Here is a 21,243-nt window from a genome sequence, read left to right as displayed (position 1 = left end):
GGACGGAGATCATGGCATAGATCGCCGCGCGTTCGCGGACAGAAAGCTTCATCAGCTCATGCGGGAGAATATGCAGCTCATGGAGGGCGTAATAGGCCAGATTGGCCTCACCATCGCCCTCGTTGATTAGTTTTTTACGTCATCCACCAGCTCGTTCATATCGGTGGCGAAGCCGTTCAGGGCCTGTACCCGTTCCCCAAGCGCAGCGAATTCTCCGGGCAGCAGCATTTTGCGCAGCAGCGATTCCGCGCCCATCACCCCGTAGGAACGCTGAAGCTCCGTGTTCTTGAGGTCCGGGTGCACGATGCTTGCCGTCATCAGCTTCGCCATATATTCATTGGGATCAATGTCCGTAGTGTAGGTGCCATTCTTTCCTTTGACCTTGCGGGTAGCCGCCTTACGGCATTCCTGGTTCTCTTCCTCATTCATACTGCGCAGCTTCCAGACGGCAGGGTTACCTTCCTTGTCCTTGAACCGCAGCGAGACCGCAAATTCCTCTGTCGTATCACAAGCCGCATTTTGCGCAAAAAACAAACTTAATTCACTCATGTCGTTCCTCCCGGATTCTTATTGTGTTAGAGCAGCGGAGAGGCCCGCCGCAGCATACCGCCGCATAGCGCGGCTTTGGCTTACGAGATGATCCAGATACTTTGCGGGGACCTCAAAACCTGTTCAATCAACAATCAGTTACTAACTACGCCCGGCCCTCCCCAGCTCTGTTCTAAGGATGGCGTGACTACGCTTTATTGACCGCCATTAACCGGGGCCGCGAAGGGCTGCACCAATTCCACATCCTCGAAGGTAAAAGCAACCTCTTCCTCCAGCGCATCGGACTCCGTATCCAGCGAAGCCATAATGACACTGTCCAGGTTGACATCCTTCAGCATGATGCGCTGGGCGCCCACGGTTGAGGACGGATCTTCATTGGTTACGATAATGCTGAAGTATTGGTCAATCCCGGTCTTCATGTACTCCAGCATCATCTGGCGGAAACGGCTCGTCATATAGAAAATCGTCATCGTACCGCTGCCCGACCAGCCGGTCGCCTTATGCTGCACTCCGCGGCGTCCAAGCGTCTTCACTTCCGCCTTCTGCTTCTCTACAGTGGCTTCCAGGGTTTTGACATAGAACATCTCTTCCGTCTGTCCGTTAATCGTGGCATAGGCCCGGCCCTCCTGGCCGGACAGCGTATCGCTGGCTCTCAAGAATGTCATCTTAGACCACCTTCACTTTCATATATACTTTTTCTACCGAATCTACCGGCTTCACTGCTACCTCCAGCACTACGCTGTCACTGTCCGCTCCAGGAGTCACTACAATGTCGCTCTGCGCATTGAAGTTCTCAATCGCCCCAAGGTTCTGCAGATCATTCATATAAGTGACGCACTGCGACCAGAACAGCGCACGCCCGTCCTCGTTATTCGGCAATTTCCCAATGAAGTAGCTCTCAAAAATCCGCTTCAAATCACCAGCGATCCCATCCAACACACGCAGCACGCGGTTCTTGGAGAAGGCCTTGCCTTTGTCTGTGGAGAAGGAGGTGAACGTGTTAATGTCCTGCTCCACTACTGCCCGGCCTCCGCTATAGGTGAATAGCAGTTCTCCGTCTGTAAGTGCTTCTACGGTCTCGGAATGGCTGAAACGCACATCTGCATCTACAGCATCGTCATAGGCCTGATAAGTCAGGGATTCATTCACCGCAGCAGCGGCAGTAGCACCGGCAACCCAAGCCACGGCATAAGCTTTATCCACTACCGTCCCATCGCTCAGAATTACACCGTTCGCCACACTGATAATGCCTTCATGGTCAGCCGTAGCGTAATCGGACAAGACTGCCTGCACCTTCTTGCCTTCCGTATTACGCAGACGCTTCACATAGGCGCTATACAGGGACTTCAGCGTGTTATCCTGTGACACGAGACCCACAGTCTGGAAATCCTGAACCTCCAGCGCCGACAAGAACGCACTATGCTCCGCATTCGTGACCGTTCCATTTGCACCGCCCGAGAGCGGCAGCCCGGCCGTCACCGTTAGTGAACCGGATTCACTTGGCTTAAATTCTACATATGCATTCGCAGTCAGGCTGGAAGCAGCGCTTACCGTCTGCTTGTCCACTTCGGCCCCGTCCAGCAGCGTGCGGACATCGAACTGGGTAGTGTCATCGATATTTTTCTCAATCACTACCTTAAGCGCATTCCCGCGTTCCCCGCCATACAGCGCAGTCGCCTGAACTCCGTTATTGGTCACAGCAGCCTTCACACCCTGATTCAGGCGGTAGAGCAGCAGTGTGCCCGCCCGCTTCAGCACCTCTCTCACCGGCAGCAGCTCTGCAGCCGTCAGATCGTAGCCCAGCTTTTGCTGGAAATCGTCCTGAGCCGTAAGCTTTACAATGACGCCCGCTGGTCCCCAAGGCAGTGCAAGCGCCAAAGCAGCCGTACCGCGTTCCCCCATTTTACCTGCCACAATGCCGTTCGAGGCTACATTTACGTATACCCCCGGACGTACCTTGTTTTGTGTTGTCCATGTTCCTCCAGCCATTAGATAACCTCCTTATTTAGATACAGCTCCATTAAATGCTTAGCCTCTTCCAAGGTGTAGCTCCCGTCCTCTTGCAGAACTACCTCCAGTACATCCTTTTCCCGCGGCGCAAATAGAGCGGACTTCATCATCTGCTTCTTTCCAAAAGCATCCGGTCCCCCGCTGCCGCGTTCCCGTTCACTTACCTTCATTTCCTTAGAACTCATTTCAGCCGCGCCCCTTCTGTGAAGTGTCCCATCAGCTCCGTCTCACCCTCCGGCTGCTTCTGCTTCTGGAGATAGAGCATATAGTCCACGGTGAACAGCGCTCCCCGTTCCTCTGCTCCGGCCACCCAGGACTGGCGCACCACCCGATAAGCGGGGTTTACACTTTCTCTTGCATCCAGCGCCTCACAGAGCCCGTCAGCTATAGCCTCTGCATCCAGCAGACTGCCTTGCTCATAGCGGATACCGAAGCGGTAGACCGCCATGTATCTGCCTTCACGCTGTCTGTCGTAGGTTGCCGAGAGCAGCTCCAGCCTGAAGTAGGCTGACTGCGGCTTATCCCCTTCCGCATAGACAGGAATATCCGGGAAAAACTGCACCAGCGCAGCCGTGATAACTCCCCGTAGTTGTTGTACCGTCATGATTTCATTCCTCTCATGAATAGATGTGGTAATCCCTCCTGCCTTTCTTGAAGTCACCCACGGATTCGATTCAGGAAGAATAGGACCCGTCTTGTATCCGGCAATGACCGAAGGAGCTTTCACCGCGCTTGTCTGCCAGCCTCTTGTAGGCTTCGATGAGGTGGAGCATTCATGCTCCTGCGGTGTCCTTCTGCTTCATTTGCCATGTTATAATCATAGACCCCCTGAGACCTTGCGCAGGCGCTTTTACAGAGGAGTTAACGATAACTTCCGGTGGAAAAAGGGATGTTTCACGGCGTTCCCCGCTCTTAGCCCCGTCTCTCCTGCACGTCCTGCTTCAATGGAAGGGTTCAATATACGGCGAGGCCGCCAGAACATATAAGCTCATGCAAAAAGACCGTATCACCCCGGCGGGCAATACGGCCATCTGATTACATATGGAGTCTGCATTTTGTGTCCAAAACATTTCTACCCCTTCGGCAGGTTCCCTCCAGCCGGGGTCTTCGTGAGCGCAGCCAGAGACAGCAGCTGCAGATCGGCGAGCGCCAGCGCCATCTTGTAGAACGCCTTCGATCTTATTTTCACATAAGTATCCTTGCTCACCGGGGGATCGAACACATGATTATAGATAGTGTAGTCGTAGCTCTCCTCCCTGCGCATGTATCTCTCCCGCACCAGTTGCTGTTCCCTCTGGGTAAGCCGCTCTACGACTGAATCAATTACATCACAGTATGCCCGTCTTGCAGCAGGCACATCTACATTATGCGTGGCAATTGCTGCTGTCTGATCAGTAACCGTATGGGTTGCGCCATGGAACCGTTCCGTATAGGAGTACGTAATCCCGGCCTCTTTAGCCTCAAACGTTACAGATTTGAAAATCCGGTACTTCTCCAGCATATTCTCTATAGTGACCTGAGTCCGGCGGCGGTCAAGCTCGGGCAGCGAAGATAGAATCATCATCATTTATACCACTCCTTAGATGTTATACAGATTTAAGAACTTTGTTGCGGACCTTTCCGGTCAAATGTGTTAAAATTCTACTTGTTCGTATAGTGTTCGCCTTTTTTCATAATATACCACTTATCTACCAATTCAGTAAAACCTCATTTTCGCCCGTTTTGCAGCATAAACAAGCTAAATGCATGCCCATTCTTACCTTTTGGCAATAATAGACTCTTTATTGTTTACCTATTGGCATAAATAGCTTATAGTAAGTACAACAGCTTTTTAGGTGATTAGGGATAAGGAGTGGTTATCGATGGCAGAGGAATTCGGATACTATCTGAGACAGCTTCGGGAAGGAAAGGGATTGACCATTAATCAGCTGGCAGCGCTTGCCGGTATCAGTGGAGCCCAAATCTCACGAATCGAGAATGGATTACGGGGTGTCCCCAAGCCGGCTACCCTGCGTAAGATTGCTGAAGCGACCGATGTGTCTTACGAGGAGCTGATGGGCCATGCCGGTTATTTAACCGAGACTGAGAGCAGTACAGAGGGCACTGTGCCTGCCTGGGCCACCAGCAAGGATAAGCGGGACTTCCGCCAAATGCTGGAGGATGACGGTGAGCTGATGTTTGACGGAATTCCCCTGAACAAGGAGGATAAGCAGCGAATCAAGGACGTACTAACCGGCCTGTTCTGGGAGGCTAAGCAGATGAACAAGCGGACCAAGCCCAAGCACCCTCCAGGTAAAGAGTAAATACCAGGCAATCCAACTACTATTAACATGCTGCGGGTGAAGAATATGGATGAACTAATCAAGCGTTTGGTCAAAAAATACAATAGCAGCAGCCCCTTCGAGCTGGCTGAAGCACTGGGGATTCACATCCGGTTCATGCATCTGGGTGACGGCACCAAGGGCCTCTACTACCGCAAGCTAAGAAGAAGGTTCATCGTCATTCATAACCAGCTGCCGCTGGAGTGGCAACGATTCGTATGCGCCCATGAACTCGCGCATGACCGTCTGCACAAAGGGGTCAACCGTTTTTTTCTGGAGGAGAATTCCTATTTCTCGCCAGGCAAGCTAGAGCGGCAGGCTAACCTGTTCGCGGTCAAGCTGCTATCGGTCGGCACTGCCATTGAGCAGGATGAGTCCCTACAGAGCTATTATGCAAGGATTGGCATCCCGGCTGAGGTTGTCTTTTTTTTAGACGATTAAAGGAACGTATGTTCCTTTAATGACGCAACAAAAAACTCTTACCGCAGTAAGAGTTCATTGGCCAGCCATAAGCTGTTCGATCGGGATGACACGATTTGAACATGCGACCCCCTGGTCCCAAACCAGGTGCTCTACCAAGCTGAGCTACATCCCGAAACTATTAGATTATTATGGAGCGGGTGATGGGAATCGAACCCACGCTATCAGCTTGGAAGGCTGAAGTTCTACCATTGAACTACACCCGCACAGGTGAAATGAAATATCGGGATGACACGATTTGAACATGCGACCCCCTGGTCCCAAACCAGGTGCTCTACCAAGCTGAGCTACATCCCGTTAATACAAAGAGTTGAATCAATGAAGTATAAATGGCGCGCCCTGAGAGATACGGATGCTACGCATCCGATTGCGAAGTAATCCTATCGAAGCATATGCTCCAACGAACTCGTTCGAATCTGGGGACACTTAGATAATTCAATGAAGCAAATATGGCGCGCCCTGAGAGATTCGAACTCCCGACCTTTTGATTCGTAGTCAAACGCTCTATCCAGCTGAGCTAAGGGCGCAAAAAATTTGGAGCGGACGACGGGAATCGAACCCGCGACCCTCGCCTTGGCAAGGCGATGCTCTACCGCTGAGCCACGTCCGCAAATAAGTGGTGCGCGTGAAGGGACTTGAACCCCCACGTCTTACGACGCCAGATCCTAAGTCTGGTGCGTCTGCCATTCCGCCACACGCGCATGAATCAATAAAAGTGAGCCATGAAGGACTCGAACCTTCGACACCCTGATTAAAAGTCAGGTGCTCTACCAACTGAGCTAATGGCTCATATTTGGCAGGGGATATAGGATTCGAACCTATGATGACGGAGTCAGAGTCCGTTGCCTTACCACTTGGCGAATCCCCTACAATAGATACCTATATAATGCCCACAATCTCCCTCAAATATCAAGAACATTATGGTGGAGGCTGAGGGGTTCGAACCCCCGACCCTCTGCTTGTAAGGCAGATGCTCTCCCAGCTGAGCTAAGCCTCCATATGTATGGTGACTAATAAGGGTACTGATTAAAAATGGTGACCCGTATGGGATACTCTTCACTCCGTTACGAGATTGCGAAGTATTCCTTACGATGCCTATGCTTCAACGAACCCAGGGAATTCTCATCCCATAAAAAATGGTGACCCGTATGGGATTCGAACCCATGTTACCTCCGTGAAAGGGAGGTGTCTTAACCCCTTGACCAACGGGCCTTAAAAAATTTGTGGAGCTCTCAACCGGATTCGAACCGGTGACCTCTTCCTTACCATGGAAGCACTCTACCTGCTGAGCTATGAGAGCATGGCTCCCCGAACAGGACTCGAACCTGTGACAACTCGATTAACAGTCGAGTGCTCTACCAACTGAGCTATCAGGGAATATTGTCCGCTTGGCAACGTCCTACTCTCCCAGGACCCTTCGGTCCAAGTACCATCGGCGCTGGAGGGCTTAACGGTCGTGTTCGGGATGGGTACGTGTGGAACCCCTCCGCTATCGCCACCAAACGGGCATTTACAGCGTAAATGCTTCAGGAATTGATTCCTGAAAACTGAATCCGAAACGAATCTGCGTGTTAGAAATTTGGATAAGCCCTCGACCGATTAGTATTGGTCAGCTCCATGCATTGCTGCACTTCCACCTCCAACCTATCTACCTCGTCGTCTTCAAGGGGTCTTACTAATTGGGAAATCTCATCTTGAGGGGGGCTTCACGCTTAGATGCTTTCAGCGCTTATCCCGTCCGTACGTAGCTACTCAGCCATGCTCCTGGCGGAACAACTGATGCACCAGCGGTACGTCCATCCCGGTCCTCTCGTACTAAGGACAGCTCCTCTCAAATTTCCTGCGCCCACGACAGATAGGGACCGAACTGTCTCACGACGTTCTGAACCCAGCTCGCGTACCGCTTTAATGGGCGAACAGCCCAACCCTTGGGACCTACTTCAGCCCCAGGATGCGATGAGCCGACATCGAGGTGCCAAACCTCCCCGTCGATGTGGACTCTTGGGGGAGATAAGCCTGTTATCCCCAGGGTAGCTTTTATCCGTTGAGCGATGGCCCTTCCATGCGGTACCACCGGATCACTAAGTCCGACTTTCGTCCCTGCTCGACTTGTAGGTCTCGCAGTCAAGCTCCCTTATGCCTTTGCACTCTGCGAATGATTTCCAACCATTCTGAGGGAACCTTTGAACGCCTCCGTTACTCTTTAGGAGGCGACCGCCCCAGTCAAACTGCCCGCCTGACACGGTCCCCGTACCCGCTCAGGGCACTAGGTTAGAACCTAGATACGATCAGGGTGGTATCCCAACGGCGCCTCCGCAGAAGCTTGCGCTCCTGCCTCACCGGCTCCCACCTATCCTGTACAGATCGTACCCAAATTCAATATCAAGCTGCAGTAAAGCTCCATGGGGTCTTTCCGTCTTGTCGCGGGTAACCTGCATCTTCACAGGTATTAAAATTTCACCGGATCTCTCGTTGAGACAGCGCCCAAGTCGTTACGCCATTCGTGCGGGTCAGAATTTACCTGACAAGGAATTTCGCTACCTTAGGACCGTTATAGTTACGGCCGCCGTTTACTGGGGCTTCGGTTCACAGCTTCGGGTTACCCCTAACCGCTCCCCTTAACCTTCCAGCACCGGGCAGGCGTCAGCCCGTATACTTCGCCTTACGGCTTCGCACAGACCTGTGTTTTTGCTAAACAGTCGCTTGGGCCTTTTCACTGCGGCCCCCTCGGGCTATTCACCCTACCGAGGCACCCCTTCTCCCGAAGTTACGGGGTCATTTTGCCGAGTTCCTTAACGAGAGTTCTTCCGCGCGCCTTAGAATTCTCTTCTCGCCTACCTGTGTCGGTTTGCGGTACGGGCACCTTCTCCTGACTAGAGGCTTTTCTTGGCAGTGTGAGATCATGACCTTCGCTACTATAATTTTCGCTCCCCATCACAGCCCAGCCTTACGATGTGCGGATTTGCCTACACACCAGCCTCACTGCTTAGACGGACATCCATCAGTCCGCGTCACTACCCTCCTGCGTCACCCCATCGCTCATAGCGGATTACGGTGGTACAGTAATTTCAAACTGTTGTCCTTCGACTACGCCTGTCGGCCTCGCCTTAGGTCCCGACTTACCCTGAGCGGACGAGCCTTCCTCAGGAAACCTTGGGCTTTCGGCGGATCAGATTCTCACTGATCTTTTCGTTACTCATACCGGCATTCTCACTTGTGTAGTGTCCAGCGCTCCTTACGGTACACCTTCAACCCCTACACAACGCTCCCCTACCCCAGATACAAAGTATCTAGCCATAGCTTCGGTGGTGTGTTTAGCCCCGTTACATTTTCGGCGCAGAGTCACTCGACCAGTGAGCTATTACGCACTCTTTCAATGGTGGCTGCTTCTAAGCCAACATCCTGGTTGTCTGTGCAACTCCACATCCTTTCCCACTTAACACACACTTGGGGACCTTAGCTGATGGTCTGGGCTGTTTCCCTTTTGACAATGGATCTTAGCACTCACTGTCTGACTCCCGGCAAGAAGTAAATGGCATTCGGAGTTTGACTGAGCTTGGTAACCCTTGCGGGCCCCGCACCCAATCAGTGCTCTACCTCCACCACTCCATTCACCGAGGCTAGCCCTAAAGCTATTTCGGGGAGAACCAGCTATCTCCGAGTTCGATTGGAATTTCTCCGCTACCCCCACCTCATCCCCGCATTTTTCAACATGCGTGGGTTCGGGCCTCCAGTGCGTGTTACCGCACCTTCACCCTGGACAGGGGTAGATCACACGGTTTCGGGTCTACGTCCACATACTTAATCGCCCTATTCAGACTCGCTTTCGCTGCGGCTCCGGCTTCTCACCTTAACCTTGCATGTTAAACGTAACTCGCCGGTTCATTCTACAAAAGGCACGCCATCACCCATAAAAAGGGCTCTGACTTTTTGTAAGCACACGGTTTCAGGTTCTATTTCACTCCCCTTCCGGGGTGCTTTTCACCTTTCCCTCACGGTACTGTTTCACTATCGGTCGCCAGGTAGTATTTAGCCTTAGCAGATGGTCCTGCTGGATTCATACGGGGTTTCACGTGCCCCGCACTACTCGGGATCCGTCTCGGAGAGAACACAGTTTGGGCTACAGGGCTTTTACCTCTATCGCGGGCCTTTCCAGACCTCTTCGCCTACTCTATTCCTTTGTAACTCCATGTGAGACGTCCCACAACCCCAAGAGGCAAGCCCCTTGGTTTAGGCTGTTCCGCGTTCGCTCGCCGCTACTGACGGAATCACTATTGTTTTCTCTTCCTCAGGGTACTTAGATGTTTCAGTTCCCCTGGTCTGCCTCTGCGTATCCTATGTATTCAGATACGAGTAACTGCGAATTACCACAGCTGGGTTTCCCCATTCGGACACCCCCGGATCAAAGCTTGCTTACAGCTCCCCGAGGCAGTTTCGTTGTTCGCCACGTCCTTCGTCGGCTCCTGGCGCCTAGGCATCCTCCGTGTGCTCTTAGTAGCTTAACCAATGTGTTTTCCCTAAGGAAAATCACGGTAGCAACTAATAACTATTTCAACTTGCTTACACAAGTTTCAGCTAAAAGATGTTCTAAAACGCAAATTCGTTTCGGTATCCAGTTTTCAAGGATCAAGTTTTTGCATATACTGTTGTAAAGAATGATTGGTGGAGCCAAGCGGGATCGAACCGCTGACCTCCTGCTTGCAAGGCAGGCGCTCTCCCAGCTGAGCTATGGCCCCAGATAAGTATTCAGTTTGTAAGTGTTATATGGTGGGCCTTGGTGGACTCGAACCACCGACCTCACCCTTATCAGAGGTGCGCTCTAACCAACTGAGCTAAAAGCCCATATAACAAAACTTACAGTAGTGAAGCAATCAATGAATTGATTGTTCGCTTGGCGGCGTCCTACTCTCCCAGGACCCTTCGGTCCAAGTACCATCGGCGCTGGAGGGCTTAACGGTCGTGTTCGGGATGGGTACGTGTGGAACCCCTCCGCTATCGCCACCAAACGCATACGAAAGAGACTTGCTCTTTCAAAACTGAACACGAGTGAGTGTCCGAACCCGAAGGTTCTATTGTGGAAGCGAAGCTTCCGATTTGAATGTCTTCGTTGCAGAAGACGATTCTCCATAGAAAGGAGGTGATCCAGCCGCACCTTCCGATACGGCTACCTTGTTACGACTTCACCCCAATCATCTACCCCACCTTCGGCGGCTGGCTCCCTTGCGGGTTACCCCACCGACTTCGGGTGTTGTAAACTCTCGTGGTGTGACGGGCGGTGTGTACAAGACCCGGGAACGTATTCACCGCGGCATGCTGATCCGCGATTACTAGCAATTCCGACTTCATGCAGGCGAGTTGCAGCCTGCAATCCGAACTGAGACCGGCTTTGCTGGGATTGGCTCCACCTCGCGGCTTCGCTTCCCGTTGTACCGGCCATTGTAGTACGTGTGTAGCCCAGGTCATAAGGGGCATGATGATTTGACGTCATCCCCACCTTCCTCCGGTTTGTCACCGGCAGTCACTCTAGAGTGCCCAGCTTTACCTGCTGGCAACTAAAGTCAAGGGTTGCGCTCGTTGCGGGACTTAACCCAACATCTCACGACACGAGCTGACGACAACCATGCACCACCTGTCTCAACTTTCCCCGAAGGGCACCTGATGCATCTCTGCTTCGTTAGTTGGATGTCAAGACCTGGTAAGGTTCTTCGCGTTGCTTCGAATTAAACCACATACTCCACTGCTTGTGCGGGTCCCCGTCAATTCCTTTGAGTTTCAGTCTTGCGACCGTACTCCCCAGGCGGAGTGCTTACTGTGTTAACTTCGGCACCAAGGGTATCGAAACCCCTAACACCTAGCACTCATCGTTTACGGCGTGGACTACCAGGGTATCTAATCCTGTTTGCTCCCCACGCTTTCGCGCCTCAGCGTCAGTTACAGCCCAGAAAGTCGCCTTCGCCACTGGTGTTCCTCCACATATCTACGCATTTCACCGCTACACGTGGAATTCCACTTTCCTCTTCTGTACTCAAGTCACCCAGTTTCCAGTGCGACCTCAGGTTGAGCCCAAGGTTTAAACACCAGACTTAAATAACCGCCTGCGCGCGCTTTACGCCCAATAATTCCGGACAACGCTTGCCCCCTACGTATTACCGCGGCTGCTGGCACGTAGTTAGCCGGGGCTTTCTTCTCAGGTACCGTCACTCCGGTAGCAGTTACTCTACCGGACGTTCTTCCCTGGCAACAGAGCTTTACGATCCGAAAACCTTCATCACTCACGCGGCGTTGCTCCGTCAGGCTTGCGCCCATTGCGGAAGATTCCCTACTGCTGCCTCCCGTAGGAGTCTGGGCCGTGTCTCAGTCCCAGTGTGGCCGTTCACCCTCTCAGGTCGGCTACGCATCGTCGCCTTGGTGGGCCGTTACCCCACCAACTAGCTAATGCGCCGCAGGCCCATCCCCAAGCAGCAGATTGCTCCGCCTTTCATTCTCTCCTCAGGAGAAGAAAGAAATTATCCGGTATTAGCTACCGTTTCCGGTAGTTATCCCAGGCTTGAGGGCAGGTTGCCTACGTGTTACTCACCCGTCCGCCGCTAAGTCTGAAAGGAAGCAAGCTTCCTTTCAGACTCCGCTCGACTTGCATGTATTAGGCACGCCGCCAGCGTTCGTCCTGAGCCAGGATCAAACTCTCCAAATTGGTATTTAGAAAGAGCGATTGCTCATTTTGAAACATCTGACGAGAATTTACATTCTCACGATGAATTTCTAAAGCGTACAAGACGCTGTGAAACTCATCACTGTTTGGATCTCACCGAAGTGATTTCCCACTCACTCGTTGTTCAGTTTTCAAAGATCAATGTCTCATTTTAGCTCTTCACCGCATCTCAGCGGCGACCTTCATAATATATCATAGTGTTTCGTTGTTTGGCAAGCTTTTTTTTGAAAAAGTTATTTTTCATTATTTCCTGCCTGCGTCTTCTCTTTAAACATTCAAAAGGAGCGCGAGATATAATGTATCATGTCGGCTCCCTTTTCGTCAAGCTATTCCATTCATTTTATTTATTCCGGTTATCAGCCCGCTTCGAAACTAGTGCTTGAACTGAGAAGAACGTCCACCCCACGCATACTTAGACAGCTCTTTCTGTGGAGCAAATCGTGCATACATACGGAAAACTGTTTTATATCGATTGGCAATCGCATGCCTAATGTTCTGATCTAAACGTTGGTCACTCATATCCAGCAGCATCTCATCCAGCTCTTTACGCAAAACATAGTCCAGCTCCTTGCATTCCTTCTCATTGAATAACATCCCCAACATATGCTTGGCCTCCTTCATGAAATTCATAGTTATCCAAAATCATCAAACGCCGTTTCATCTCAATCAAAAAGCCATTTGATGTGGGAAGCTCTATTGAAGTGCTTACACTAAATTAACCGGAGTATTGAACCTATAACCAATATCATAAGAAAATTCCATTTTGGGACTCTCTTTATTCAACCTGGCAGGAGATCCAAATGTTCCGGCTTTACTGTTATGCACAATTCCCCGGAATTTTATGATAAAAGCCAAAATGTAATTGTGCTCTCGATGATTGCTGCAACAAATAACAGAATCACAATCCAGACTGAAGCGGTGAAGGTCTGCCGCATAAAGCCCTGCCAGTTCACTGGCTCTTCCCCGCTCCGCTTCATCGCTCCAAAGAGTGCAGAGAGCACCTTACTGCCGAACTTCAGCCCAAAGGCACAGGCAATGATGATGGCCGGAATCTCAATGATGCCATGCGGCAGCAGTCCTTTTACAATCAGCGTGAACAGATCCTGTCCCTGTATCGCGGACAAATGAATCAGATAGCCGATAACCGCACCGTTGATGAGCAGGAAGAACGCCGGCAAGAGGCCGAATAAGGCGCCCAGATAAATGATGACTACGCTTTTGATACTATTGTTCAGAAAAATGAATACAAAAAAGCTCCACTGCGGATTGGACGACTCTCTAAGGTTCCCGCTAATCTTACTGATCCCCTTCAATTGCTCATTCAGCAGCTGCTGAAGACTATCTGTGCCGAGCCAGCCCAAGATTCCCCCCGCTATGAACAGGATTGTGGCCATTAGGAGCGCGGTGCGAATCGTCCTTAGATCCTTGATAAATGTATTAAAAGATAACATGCGTACCTCCTGATTTGGATTCTGCCGAATTGCAATTCGTATGGATTGATTCATATCTGAGGTCATAAGCGCCCTGTACGAGCATACATTTAGAACAAACAAGCATTTCGCATGGGAGAGGAGCGCTGACATTATGAATTCTTTTTATGTATTTAGCGGCAAAAAGATCAAACGGTTCCTGTACATTTTTGCTGCTGCGCTTCTTACCGCCGGCGTTGTCTATGTGGAGAGGGGCAATATCACCGTATTCTCTGAAGCTGCCCCTTCTGCCATTTACAGTGTGCCGACGGAAAAGAAGCTGATCGCCTTGACCTTCGATATCAGTTGGGGAGAGAAACGGCCTGAGCCGATTCTGAAGGTGCTGGAAGACAAGAAGGTGGATAAAGCGACATTCTTCCTGTCCTCACCTTGGAGCAAAACCCATCCTGAAATCGTAACAAGCATCAAAGACGCCGGGTTCGAGATTGGCAGCCACGGTCACAAGCATGTGAACTACAGTACGCTAAGCAATGATGAAATCCGCACGCAGATCAGTACGGCCCATACAGTATTGACGGAGCTAACCGGATCTCAGCCCAACCTGATCAGAATGCCTAATGGTGATTTTGACAAAAGAGTCCTGCAGGTGGCGACCGATCTGGGCTATAAAGTCATTCAATGGGACACGGACTCACTGGACTGGAAGAACATCGGTGTGGACAACATCGTTAACCGTGTAACGAGCAAAGCCCATCCCGGAGATATTGTGCTGCTGCATGCCAGCGACTCCTGCAAACAAACGCATGAAGCCCTGCCTCAGATTATTGATAAGCTGCGCAGCCAGGGGTATGAGTTCGTAACCGTCTCGGAACTAATCAGCCAAAGCAGTGCAAACGGCAAGGAAGTCCGCGATTCCGCCTTGCTGGATAATGGCCTGGAAGACGCTGCAGGAATGTAACTCCCTTACCTGTGTATGGCATTAGTGGCGCGGTGAGATGAGCTCAGAGATATCCGGCGTTGGCGTATTCAGCTTCGGGTAGCTCAGGTCAAGCCCTTCCAGGGTTTTGACTACAATCTTGAGGGCCAGATAGTTGCGGTACCAGCGGTGATTCGCCGGAATCCAGTACCACGGAGCCTTATCTATACTGCTTTCCTGGAAAACATCCTCATACGCCTTTTGATAATCGTCCCAGTATTCGCGTTCCTGCAGATCACTGGCATCGAATTTCCAGTGCTTCGCCGGATCTTCAAGCCGCTCCTTAATCTTCTCCAGCTGCTTCTCCTTGGAGATATGCAGAAAGAGCTTAATGACCGTCGTTCCCTCTTCCGCCAGCATCTCCTCGAACTGGCGGATGTAGCGGAACCGCCGCTTGGCATCCTCCTTGCTAAGACTGCCATGCACGCGGGGCACCAGTACATCCTCATAATGCGAACGGTTGAATGCGGAGATATAGCCTTTGGGCGGGGTCTTCATATGAACTCTCCACAGGAAATCGTGCGCTTCTTCCTCCAGTGAAGGCTTCTTGAAGCTGGTTACGATGAACCCCTGCGGATTAATGCCGGAGAATATATGTTTGACGGTTCCGTCCTTACCGCTTGAATCCATTCCTTGCAGGATGACCAGCAGCGAATGCTTTTTTTGTGCAAAAAGGATATCCTGCAGCTTAACCAGCCGTTCCTTCAGCTTCTCCATTTTAGCTTCGGCTTCTTCTTTGGATTTGAAGTCTCCCCGTTCATCAGGATCGAGGTCCTTCAGGCGTGTTTCACTTGTGTCTTTTATCATATAGCGCTTGATGTTCATATATTCCCTCCTCCACTCTGTTCTTTAAGATTAACCTCTTCATCTTCATTCTAACCGCTCCCCACAGGCAATGCCAAAACCCCGCCTCCCTGGTTGTATACAGAGGGGCGGGGTTATGAGCATGATTGCTATGGTCAGATTGTGGCCGGCTTCAATACACGGTGCAGCATCAGAATCTGGAAGGCATTACATGCGATAAGTGGTACAAGAATAAAGATTGTGGCGCTGTCCACGCCGATCCGCAGCACACCGATAATCTCCACTATAGTGATTGCTGTCATGAAGAAAAAGGTCGGGACCCAGGCCGATACGTTCGTGCTGCGCATTTTGAGCCAAGATACAATAAGTGCAGTGAACAGAATAGCCACGCCTAGCGTCAAATCCGTCCGGGCGCTCTGGTCTCCGCTGACAAAGGTGCGCAGGAACATCAGCTCAAACAACGCCAGCACGGCCAGCACCAGCTGTATGTAACGCCACGCCTTGCGCGGGAACACCCCGATGCCCGTATAGTTGAGAATCAGATATGCAAAAAATCCGAGCTGGGCGTATACGCTTACAAGCACTCCGTAGCCCAAAAGAATCAGGGAGTACAGGAGAAGATCGGCAGTGCCTTTAAACTCTATACCGCCATTCACTATCTGCAGAGCAAGTCCGGCAATGACAGCCCCGCCTGCACCGATCAAAAGTGTGGTCCAGAACAAATAAAACCATTTTCTCAAGCTCAGCGCTTCCACCTCCCCGTGTCAGATTTATTTTACCAAGGTTACCGTCAAAAAACCATTCCGCTTCAACATAAATGTGCCCTGGCGCGGCATACTACAGTCAGTAATTCTATAAAGGAGGGCAGCGCCAATGAAATGGAGGGCTATCTGGTCTGGAGGCTTGGCACTTGGCTTGATAATCACCTTGACGGCCTGCGGGGGCGAACAGAGCAGTTCTTCTTCGGGACAAGGCGGATATAAGGAAATGAAGACGATGGTTGTCGATATATTGAAAAGTGATGAAGGGAAAAAGGCTGTAGAGGAAGCCTTGTCGACTCCAAGCTCAGAAGAGGGCAGCGCCGTCAGCGGCTTAAGCATGAAAATGATGCCTATGCAAACGACGGAACAGATTCGGATCGCGGTTAAGGATACCCTCACTGCACCCGAGTATCAGAAGGAAATCGAAAAAATCATGACCGACCCGCAATTTGCCGGGGATTTTGCCAAAGCGATTAATAAAGAGAGCAAGGAACTTCATCTTCAATTGATCAAGGACCCCACTTATCAGAAGTCGGTTGGCGAAATTATGAAGTCGCCGGAAATGACGAAAATGTTCCTCGATCTTACGAAGACTCCGGATTACCGCAAGCAGTCCATGACGATTATGCAGGAGGCTATGCAGAACCCGCTATTCCGTATGGAAGTACTTACGCTTCTCAAATCCGTGGTCCAGGATGAACTGCAGCCTAAGGTTGAGAAAAAGGATGGTGGTAAAGGCGAAGGCAGCGGCGGAGAGGACAAGCAGGGCGGTGACAGCCAGAAGCAGGAAGGCGGAGACGATTCCGGTTCGGGTTCTTAATTAAAATAAGGCCTTGCCCCGTGGATGGGACATGGCCTTATTTGTTTATGTGTGTGCAAGGTCAAGGGGTGATTATTGCTCGTACTTGGCAATCAGCTTGTCTGCAATGTCTGCGAACAATACTCCGGTAGCCGTATCCGCCTTATATACTGACGGTGAGAAGTCCGGCTCGGAAATATGGTTGTCCGGGGCACCCAGCGGCACCTGGGCCAGCAGCTCTGTATGCAGCGTTTCTGCCAGACGGGCTCCGCCCCCTCTGCCGAAGATGTAATCCTTTTTGCCGCAGGAGGAGCATTCGTAGTACGCCATATTCTCAATGACGCCAAGAATCTCATGCTCGGTCTGCAGAGCCATAGAGCCCGCTCTCGCCGCCACAAAGGCAGCCGTAGCATGAGGGGTAGTGACAATGATCTCCTTGCTGTGCGGCAGCATCTGGTGGACATCAAGAGCCACATCGCCCGTACCTGGAGGCAGATCCAGCAGCAGGTAATCCAGTTCCCCCCAGCCGACATCGGCGAAGAACTGGCGCAGCATTTTGCCAAGCATCGGTCCTCTCCAGATTACCGGACTATTCTCCCGGATGAAGAAGCCCATCGACATGACCTTGACGCCGAAGCGTTCTACCGGAATAATCGTACCTTCTTCCACGATCGGCCCTTCTTCAATACCCATCATGTCCGGGATACTGAAGCCGTAAATGTCCGCATCAATCAAGCCGACTCTCTTGCCCTTGCGGGCCAGTGCCACAGCCAGATTCACGGTTACCGTTGATTTTCCGACCCCGCCCTTGCCGCTGGCGATCGCGATGAAGTTCACCCCTGAGTTCTCGTTGATCAGCTCATGCCCCTCAAGGCCTGCTGCGTGTCCTTTGAGCTTCTCCCCTTCATCTGAATCCGGCTCGTCCCCGCTGCCCTCTCCGCGGAGCATAGCCCGTTCATAATCGGTGGCATCACGCAGGCGGATATGAATCTGTTCTGCCCCGCCCTCCGTAAGCAGGTCGCGTACCTGCTGCTCCAGCTCCATCCGCTTCTTCTCATCCGAATCCAGACATACGATGGATAACGAAATACGGTCTTCCTTGATCATGATATCGCGGATTAACTGTAGTTCGATCAGGCTTTTTCCGGATTCCGGGTCTGTAAGCGGCTGTAAAAGTTCCTGAATTTGTTCCCTGGTCTGCATGGAAAGCACCTCTGTTCCTATCCGGCGGTAAGCCCCGGTATTTGTACCCATTATAGCATTACCCCCGGAGGGAAGAGTAGTCCCACCCTTTGCCGCTATCGCTGCTCGGAGCTGTACCGCAGGATGCCCCGGTAGATGCTGGTTGCCACCTTCCGCTGGTACAGATCATCCCCAAGGAGCAAGGACTCCTGAGGATGTGACAGGAAGCCTACCTCAACGAGCACGGACGGCATCTTTAACATTTTTAACAAATAAATGGTATTCGCTGTCTTCGCCACGCGGTCCGTATTCTCAAGTGTAGCTCTCAGCTCATCTTGAACCAGCCCGGCCAAGGCCTTATTCCTCTCGCTGCTTGGATAATAGAAGGTCTGCGCCCCGCTCCAGCGGTTGGAGGGAATACTGTTCATATGTACGCTGACAAACAGATCGGCGCCCTTCTCTTCAATGCTCCGCACCCGCTGCTTGAGATCCTCCGTCTTGCGTCTTGCGTACCCCTTGGTGCTGCCCTGGGCCAGATCATAATCCCCTTCACGGGTCATCACCACAATCGCCCCAGCCTGCTGCAGATAATCGCGCAAGTACAGCGACACGGAGAGATTGATATCCTTCTCAATCAAGCCTGAGCGGCTCACCGCTCCCCCGTCCGCCCCCCCGTGACCTGCATCAATGGCAATCACCTTGCCGGAGAGCGGCAGGCTCCAATAATTGACCGTCTTGGCAGTCGGCATGTCATAGGCGATGATTCCGATCATTATAGTGAGCAGCACAGCGCCCAGGATACCTTTTTTGATGCCGCGCCAAGAGATCCAGACCGAGACTTTATGCTTCTGCCCTCCAGACATAACAAAGACCCCCTCGTCCCGATAGATTCTACTCATCTATATGGGACAAGAGGGCCAAATAGTACTGGCTATGCTCCCTATTCGATTAGGACTTCACAGCGGCTTCCGGTGACATGCCTTCAATCAGGATCTGCGCCACCTCAGGGCGTGTGAATTCAGGAGGCGGACACTGTCCGTCACGCAGCAGTGCCCGTACTTTCGTACCGGAGAGCGTCAAGTGCTGGTCAGACGGATGCGGACAGGTTTTGCTGGAAGCCATATTGCCGCATTTCACGCAGAAGAAGCTGTGCTCGAAGAACAGAGGTGTGATGCCCAGCTCCTCGGCGGTGAAGTTCGCAAAGATCTCTTGAGCTTCATACGTACCATAGTAATCCCCCACACCGGCGTGATCACGACCCACAATAAAATGGGTACAGCCGTAATTCTTGCGCACCATGGCATGGAAAATGGCTTCACGGGGGCCCGCATAACGCATCGCTGCCGGGAAGACGCCAAGGAAGGTACGGTTCTCCGGATAATAATTCTCCAGTAAAGCCAGATAACTCTTCATCCGCACATTGGCCGGAACATCATCCGACTTGGTCTCACCAACCAGGGGGTTGAGGAACAGAGCGTCCACAACCTCCATAGCGCATTTCTGGATATACTCATGGGCACGATGTACCGGGTTACGCGTCTGGAAGCCTACAACCGTTCTCCAGCCCTTATCGGCGAATATCCGGCGGGTCTCGGCGGGGTCAAAATAGAATTCAGCGAACTTCTCCGGCTGCGGGCGGTTCAGCACCGTTATAGGTCCGCCTACATAGGTTGCCGGCCGGGACAGCAGCTTACTGACTCCGGGATGCGCGGGATCGGTTGTTTTGAACACATTGTGCGCCTCCACCTGCTGATCTACTGTGTAGATACTCTCGATATCCAGCAGACCGTAGACAACACCGTCGTCTTCACCGATTAGAGAAACCCTGTCGCCTGTCTTAAGAGTTGCTGCAAGCTCGTCACCGACAGCCAGCGTAACCGGTATACTCCATACGGTTCCGTTAGCCAGGCGCATATTGCTTACTACCGAGTGATAATCCTCTTCGTTCAGGAATCCGGTGAGCGGCGAGAAGGCGCCTACACCAATTAGATCCAAGTCAGACAAGGTCCATGTATTGAGGGCAATCGATTGATGGCCTGAAGCTTGCTTCAGCAGTTCTTCTCTCTCTGCTCCGTCTGCGATGCGCCGGATCAGTGTTCCTCCGTGAGGAAGTATTGAAGTCATCCCTGTTCTCTCCTCCTGTGTAGTGCCTGTGTAGTGCGGTATAGAGTGCTGGTAGCTTAGTGCGTGCGGGTAAATTAATGATTAAGTGATTATATCTGAGCGATACTTATTTAGGCGTATCTTATTTGTGTTTATTTATGCAGTCCGCACTCTGTCTTGTCCGAACCGGACCATCTGCCGGCACGCGGATCTTCACCAGGCATTACAGCCCGGGTGCATTGCTCACAGCCGATACTCGGGAAATTGCGGTCATGCAGCGGATTGTAGATTACATCATTCTCGCGGATATAATTCCACACATCCTCCGTAGTCCAGTTGGCAATCGGATTGAACTTGACCAGCCCGAACTTATTATCATATTCTATCTTCTTCGCATTGGCCCGGGTAGGTGCTTGGTCCCGGCGAATCCCGGTAATCCATGCGTCGTATTGCGAGAGAATACGGGTCAACGGTTCTACCTTACGGATTGCGCAGCACTGGTTAGGGTCAGTATTCCATAGGGCCTCGCCATATTGCAAGGCCTGCTCCTCTACCGTAATCTGCGGAGACACCCGGACGAATTCCATCCCGTACTTATCAGCCATAATATCTCTAGTCTCATAGGTTTCCTTGAAATGATAATCCGTATCTAAATAGAACACATCTGTCGAAGGACTCACCTTCTGGATCATATCCACCAGCACTACATCCTCCGCCCCGAAGCTGCAGGCAAAGGTTATATTCGGAAAGGTCTCCACCGCCCAGCGGATGATCTCCTCCGGAGCTGCATGCTCCAGCTCTTCCGCTTTCACTTTGATTAAATCCTCTTTCTCGAGCAGGTTCATCTTAGTTTCCTCCATCCGGATATCGTCAAGATCGAAACCTACGAGGTTAATCCCGACTAATTCTATAAGATATAGTATATCCGTTTATCCGGCGAAGTCAATGGGTTTTGTTCAATTTGGAATAAAGTATTGTGAACATTAGTATTCTGGAGAAAAACAAAAAAGCCCCAGCCATAAAGGCCAGGAGCTTCCATTCCTTGATAACAAGGGATTCTTAACGTTTCGAGAACTGTGGAGCGCGACGAGCAGCTTTGAGGCCGTATTTCTTACGTTC

General features: G+C 51.5%; 19 protein-coding genes, 14 tRNA genes and 4 rRNA genes. 4 read left to right on the top strand and 33 right to left on the bottom strand.

The features are described 5' to 3' along the window. Positions 1 to 126: 126 nt before the first annotated feature. The 6 genes from NSS64_RS00180 to NSS64_RS00155 all read right to left on the bottom strand — a co-directional run bounded on the left by NSS64_RS00180 (position 127) and on the right by NSS64_RS00155 (position 4,120). Positions 127 to 549, bottom strand: a complete 423-nt coding sequence (locus NSS64_RS00180; protein ID WP_036696211.1) for a phage tail assembly chaperone — start codon at positions 547 to 549, stop codon at positions 127 to 129. A 194-nt stretch (positions 550 to 743) separates the two neighbouring features. Beyond that, positions 744 to 1,214 carry a phage tail tube protein gene (locus NSS64_RS00175; protein WP_341138823.1) on the bottom strand — a complete coding sequence of 157 codons (471 nt, stop codon included), beginning with the start codon at positions 1,212 to 1,214 and terminating at the stop codon, positions 744 to 746. 1 nt (position 1,215) lies between these two features. After that, positions 1,216 to 2,538, bottom strand: coding sequence for a phage tail sheath family protein (locus tag NSS64_RS00170; protein ID WP_341138822.1), 1,323 nt, complete (start codon positions 2,536 to 2,538; stop codon positions 1,216 to 1,218). Continuing rightward, positions 2,538 to 2,744, bottom strand: a complete 207-nt coding sequence (locus tag NSS64_RS00165; protein ID WP_341138821.1) for a hypothetical protein — start codon at positions 2,742 to 2,744, stop codon at positions 2,538 to 2,540. Before NSS64_RS00165 ends, NSS64_RS00170 begins: the two co-directional genes overlap by 1 nt. Further along, positions 2,741 to 3,163, bottom strand: coding sequence for a phage tail terminator family protein (locus NSS64_RS00160; RefSeq protein ID WP_341138820.1), 423 nt, complete (start codon positions 3,161 to 3,163; stop codon positions 2,741 to 2,743). Before NSS64_RS00160 ends, NSS64_RS00165 begins: the two co-directional genes overlap by 4 nt. A 468-nt stretch (positions 3,164 to 3,631) precedes the next feature. Next, complete coding sequence (locus tag NSS64_RS00155; RefSeq protein WP_445667824.1) at positions 3,632 to 4,120, bottom strand: ArpU family phage packaging/lysis transcriptional regulator; 489 nt, start codon at positions 4,118 to 4,120, stop codon at positions 3,632 to 3,634. A 301-nt stretch (positions 4,121 to 4,421) separates the two neighbouring features. Between NSS64_RS00155 and NSS64_RS00150 the strand changes: the two genes are divergently transcribed. Together NSS64_RS00150 and NSS64_RS00145 are read left to right on the top strand one after the other, a co-directional pair. Beyond that, positions 4,422 to 4,862, top strand: a complete 441-nt coding sequence (locus NSS64_RS00150) for a helix-turn-helix domain-containing protein (protein ID WP_340937756.1) — start codon at positions 4,422 to 4,424, stop codon at positions 4,860 to 4,862. 45 nt (positions 4,863 to 4,907) lie between these two features. After that, positions 4,908 to 5,321 carry an ImmA/IrrE family metallo-endopeptidase gene (locus tag NSS64_RS00145; protein ID WP_340937755.1) on the top strand — a complete coding sequence of 138 codons (414 nt, stop codon included), beginning with the start codon at positions 4,908 to 4,910 and terminating at the stop codon, positions 5,319 to 5,321. Positions 5,322 to 5,401: 80 nt separating this feature from the next. Here NSS64_RS00145 and NSS64_RS00140 read toward each other — a convergent pair. From NSS64_RS00140 to NSS64_RS00045, 20 genes are all read right to left on the bottom strand, one after another. Beyond that, positions 5,402 to 5,475: transfer RNA gene (locus NSS64_RS00140), tRNA-Pro, on the bottom strand. Positions 5,476 to 5,492: 17 nt separating this feature from the next. Then, positions 5,493 to 5,566 (bottom strand) — tRNA-Gly (locus tag NSS64_RS00135). A gap of 17 nt (positions 5,567 to 5,583) precedes the next feature. Further along, positions 5,584 to 5,657: transfer RNA gene (locus NSS64_RS00130), tRNA-Pro, on the bottom strand. Positions 5,658 to 5,810: 153 nt separating this feature from the next. Continuing rightward, positions 5,811 to 5,887: transfer RNA gene (locus NSS64_RS00125), tRNA-Arg, on the bottom strand. A gap of 8 nt (positions 5,888 to 5,895) precedes the next feature. After that, a tRNA-Gly gene (locus NSS64_RS00120) sits at positions 5,896 to 5,970 on the bottom strand. A 7-nt stretch (positions 5,971 to 5,977) separates the two neighbouring features. Next, positions 5,978 to 6,061, bottom strand: a tRNA-Leu gene (locus tag NSS64_RS00115). Between the two features lie 15 nt (positions 6,062 to 6,076). Beyond that, positions 6,077 to 6,149 (bottom strand) — tRNA-Lys (locus NSS64_RS00110). Between the two features lie 5 nt (positions 6,150 to 6,154). Then, positions 6,155 to 6,228: transfer RNA gene (locus tag NSS64_RS00105), tRNA-Gln, on the bottom strand. Between the two features lie 53 nt (positions 6,229 to 6,281). Continuing rightward, positions 6,282 to 6,357 (bottom strand) — tRNA-Val (locus NSS64_RS00100). Between the two features lie 140 nt (positions 6,358 to 6,497). After that, positions 6,498 to 6,572, bottom strand: a tRNA-Glu gene (locus NSS64_RS00095). 12 nt (positions 6,573 to 6,584) lie between these two features. After that, a tRNA-Thr gene (locus tag NSS64_RS00090) sits at positions 6,585 to 6,660 on the bottom strand. A gap of 1 nt (position 6,661) precedes the next feature. Further along, positions 6,662 to 6,737, bottom strand: a tRNA-Asn gene (locus NSS64_RS00085). Between the two features lie 9 nt (positions 6,738 to 6,746). After that, positions 6,747 to 6,863, bottom strand: a 5S ribosomal RNA gene (gene rrf, locus NSS64_RS00080). A gap of 76 nt (positions 6,864 to 6,939) precedes the next feature. After that, positions 6,940 to 9,865, bottom strand: a 23S ribosomal RNA gene (locus tag NSS64_RS00075). Positions 9,866 to 10,020: 155 nt separating this feature from the next. Next, positions 10,021 to 10,096, bottom strand: a tRNA-Ala gene (locus tag NSS64_RS00070). Between the two features lie 29 nt (positions 10,097 to 10,125). Continuing rightward, positions 10,126 to 10,202: transfer RNA gene (locus tag NSS64_RS00065), tRNA-Ile, on the bottom strand. Positions 10,203 to 10,249: 47 nt separating this feature from the next. After that, positions 10,250 to 10,366 (bottom strand): 5S ribosomal RNA (rrf, locus tag NSS64_RS00060). A 124-nt stretch (positions 10,367 to 10,490) separates the two neighbouring features. Continuing rightward, positions 10,491 to 12,051 (bottom strand): 16S ribosomal RNA (locus tag NSS64_RS00055). The 16S, 23S and 5S rRNA genes sit together here with 14 tRNA genes alongside, the layout of an rRNA operon. 390 nt (positions 12,052 to 12,441) lie before the next feature. Then, positions 12,442 to 12,672 carry a hypothetical protein gene (locus NSS64_RS00050; RefSeq protein ID WP_036692450.1) on the bottom strand — a complete coding sequence of 77 codons (231 nt, stop codon included), beginning with the start codon at positions 12,670 to 12,672 and terminating at the stop codon, positions 12,442 to 12,444. Positions 12,673 to 12,908: 236 nt separating this feature from the next. Continuing rightward, positions 12,909 to 13,520, bottom strand: a complete 612-nt coding sequence (locus tag NSS64_RS00045) for a stage II sporulation protein M (protein WP_341138819.1) — start codon at positions 13,518 to 13,520, stop codon at positions 12,909 to 12,911. A gap of 133 nt (positions 13,521 to 13,653) precedes the next feature. On the opposite strand from NSS64_RS00045, the gene pdaB reads away from it, so the two are divergent. After that, positions 13,654 to 14,457, top strand: a complete 804-nt coding sequence (pdaB, locus tag NSS64_RS00040; protein ID WP_036692446.1) for a polysaccharide deacetylase family sporulation protein PdaB — start codon at positions 13,654 to 13,656, stop codon at positions 14,455 to 14,457. A 21-nt stretch (positions 14,458 to 14,478) separates the two neighbouring features. Here pdaB and NSS64_RS00035 read toward each other — a convergent pair whose 3' ends face one another. Then, the gene (locus NSS64_RS00035) at positions 14,479 to 15,300 is read right to left on the bottom strand and encodes a PPK2 family polyphosphate kinase (protein ID WP_341138818.1); all 822 of its coding nucleotides are present in this window, start codon (positions 15,298 to 15,300) and stop codon (positions 14,479 to 14,481) included. 134 nt (positions 15,301 to 15,434) lie between these two features. Further along, a complete protein-coding gene (locus NSS64_RS00030) occupies positions 15,435 to 16,025 on the bottom strand; it encodes a KinB-signaling pathway activation protein (protein ID WP_341142738.1) in 591 nt (196 codons plus the stop codon). A 127-nt stretch (positions 16,026 to 16,152) separates the two neighbouring features. Here NSS64_RS00030 and gerD point away from each other — a divergent pair, with 127 nt between their 5' ends. After that, the gene (gene gerD / locus NSS64_RS00025) at positions 16,153 to 16,860 is read left to right on the top strand and encodes a spore germination lipoprotein GerD (RefSeq protein WP_340937752.1); all 708 of its coding nucleotides are present in this window, start codon (positions 16,153 to 16,155) and stop codon (positions 16,858 to 16,860) included. Between the two features lie 72 nt (positions 16,861 to 16,932). Here gerD and NSS64_RS00020 read toward each other — a convergent pair whose 3' ends face one another. From NSS64_RS00020 to rpsI, 5 genes are all read right to left on the bottom strand, one after another. After that, positions 16,933 to 18,042 (bottom strand): Mrp/NBP35 family ATP-binding protein, encoded by a 1,110-nt coding sequence (locus NSS64_RS00020; RefSeq protein WP_341142737.1) that lies wholly within the window; start codon positions 18,040 to 18,042, stop codon positions 16,933 to 16,935. Positions 18,043 to 18,137: 95 nt separating this feature from the next. Continuing rightward, a complete protein-coding gene (gene cwlD / locus NSS64_RS00015; RefSeq protein ID WP_340937750.1) occupies positions 18,138 to 18,884 on the bottom strand; it encodes an N-acetylmuramoyl-L-alanine amidase CwlD in 747 nt (248 codons plus the stop codon). 85 nt (positions 18,885 to 18,969) lie between these two features. Then, positions 18,970 to 20,145, bottom strand: a complete 1,176-nt coding sequence (sat, locus tag NSS64_RS00010; protein ID WP_341138817.1) for a sulfate adenylyltransferase — start codon at positions 20,143 to 20,145, stop codon at positions 18,970 to 18,972. Between the two features lie 131 nt (positions 20,146 to 20,276). Continuing rightward, a complete protein-coding gene (locus NSS64_RS00005; RefSeq protein WP_076081754.1) occupies positions 20,277 to 20,969 on the bottom strand; it encodes a phosphoadenylyl-sulfate reductase in 693 nt (230 codons plus the stop codon). 214 nt (positions 20,970 to 21,183) lie between these two features. Continuing rightward, positions 21,184 to 21,243: 30S ribosomal protein S9 (gene rpsI, locus NSS64_RS32695; RefSeq protein ID WP_365697380.1), on the bottom strand; the 60-nt coding region annotated here is incomplete at its 5' end.

It is taken from the genome of Paenibacillus sp. FSL H8-0122 (genome assembly GCF_038005345.1).
GTDB lineage: Bacteria > Bacillota > Bacilli > Paenibacillales > Paenibacillaceae > Paenibacillus_AQ.
Note: the sequence above shows the minus strand (reverse complement) of the source record. Positions and strands in the feature narration are given on the sequence as shown.

What these genes read in the sequence shown, in the direction of transcription:
- NSS64_RS00150 (WP_340937756.1), top strand. Translation starts at nt 4,422, where the DNA reads ATGGCAGAGGAATTCGGATACTATCTGAGACAGCTTCGGGAAGGAAAG.
- NSS64_RS00160 (WP_341138820.1), bottom strand. Translation starts at nt 3,163, where the DNA reads ATGACGGTACAACAACTACGGGGAGTTATCACGGCTGCGCTGGTGCAG.
- NSS64_RS00180 (WP_036696211.1), bottom strand. Translation starts at nt 549, where the DNA reads ATGAGTGAATTAAGTTTGTTTTTTGCGCAAAATGCGGCTTGTGATACG.
- NSS64_RS00145 (WP_340937755.1), top strand. Translation starts at nt 4,908, where the DNA reads ATGGATGAACTAATCAAGCGTTTGGTCAAAAAATACAATAGCAGCAGC.
- cwlD (WP_340937750.1), bottom strand. Translation starts at nt 18,884, where the DNA reads ATGTCTGGAGGGCAGAAGCATAAAGTCTCGGTCTGGATCTCTTGGCGC.
- gerD (WP_340937752.1), top strand. Translation starts at nt 16,153, where the DNA reads ATGAAATGGAGGGCTATCTGGTCTGGAGGCTTGGCACTTGGCTTGATA.
- NSS64_RS00165 (WP_341138821.1), bottom strand. Translation starts at nt 2,744, where the DNA reads ATGAGTTCTAAGGAAATGAAGGTAAGTGAACGGGAACGCGGCAGCGGG.
- NSS64_RS00005 (WP_076081754.1), bottom strand. Translation starts at nt 20,969, where the DNA reads ATGAACCTGCTCGAGAAAGAGGATTTAATCAAAGTGAAAGCGGAAGAG.
- NSS64_RS00045 (WP_341138819.1), bottom strand. Translation starts at nt 13,520, where the DNA reads ATGTTATCTTTTAATACATTTATCAAGGATCTAAGGACGATTCGCACC.
- NSS64_RS00035 (WP_341138818.1), bottom strand. Translation starts at nt 15,300, where the DNA reads ATGAACATCAAGCGCTATATGATAAAAGACACAAGTGAAACACGCCTG.
- NSS64_RS00175 (WP_341138823.1), bottom strand. Translation starts at nt 1,214, where the DNA reads ATGACATTCTTGAGAGCCAGCGATACGCTGTCCGGCCAGGAGGGCCGG.
- NSS64_RS00170 (WP_341138822.1), bottom strand. Translation starts at nt 2,538, where the DNA reads ATGGCTGGAGGAACATGGACAACACAAAACAAGGTACGTCCGGGGGTA.
- NSS64_RS00020 (WP_341142737.1), bottom strand. Translation starts at nt 18,042, where the DNA reads ATGCAGACCAGGGAACAAATTCAGGAACTTTTACAGCCGCTTACAGAC.
- NSS64_RS00050 (WP_036692450.1), bottom strand. Translation starts at nt 12,672, where the DNA reads ATGTTGGGGATGTTATTCAATGAGAAGGAATGCAAGGAGCTGGACTAT.
- NSS64_RS00155 (WP_445667824.1), bottom strand. Translation starts at nt 4,120, where the DNA reads ATGATTCTATCTTCGCTGCCCGAGCTTGACCGCCGCCGGACTCAGGTC.
- pdaB (WP_036692446.1), top strand. Translation starts at nt 13,654, where the DNA reads ATGAATTCTTTTTATGTATTTAGCGGCAAAAAGATCAAACGGTTCCTG.
- sat (WP_341138817.1), bottom strand. Translation starts at nt 20,145, where the DNA reads ATGACTTCAATACTTCCTCACGGAGGAACACTGATCCGGCGCATCGCA.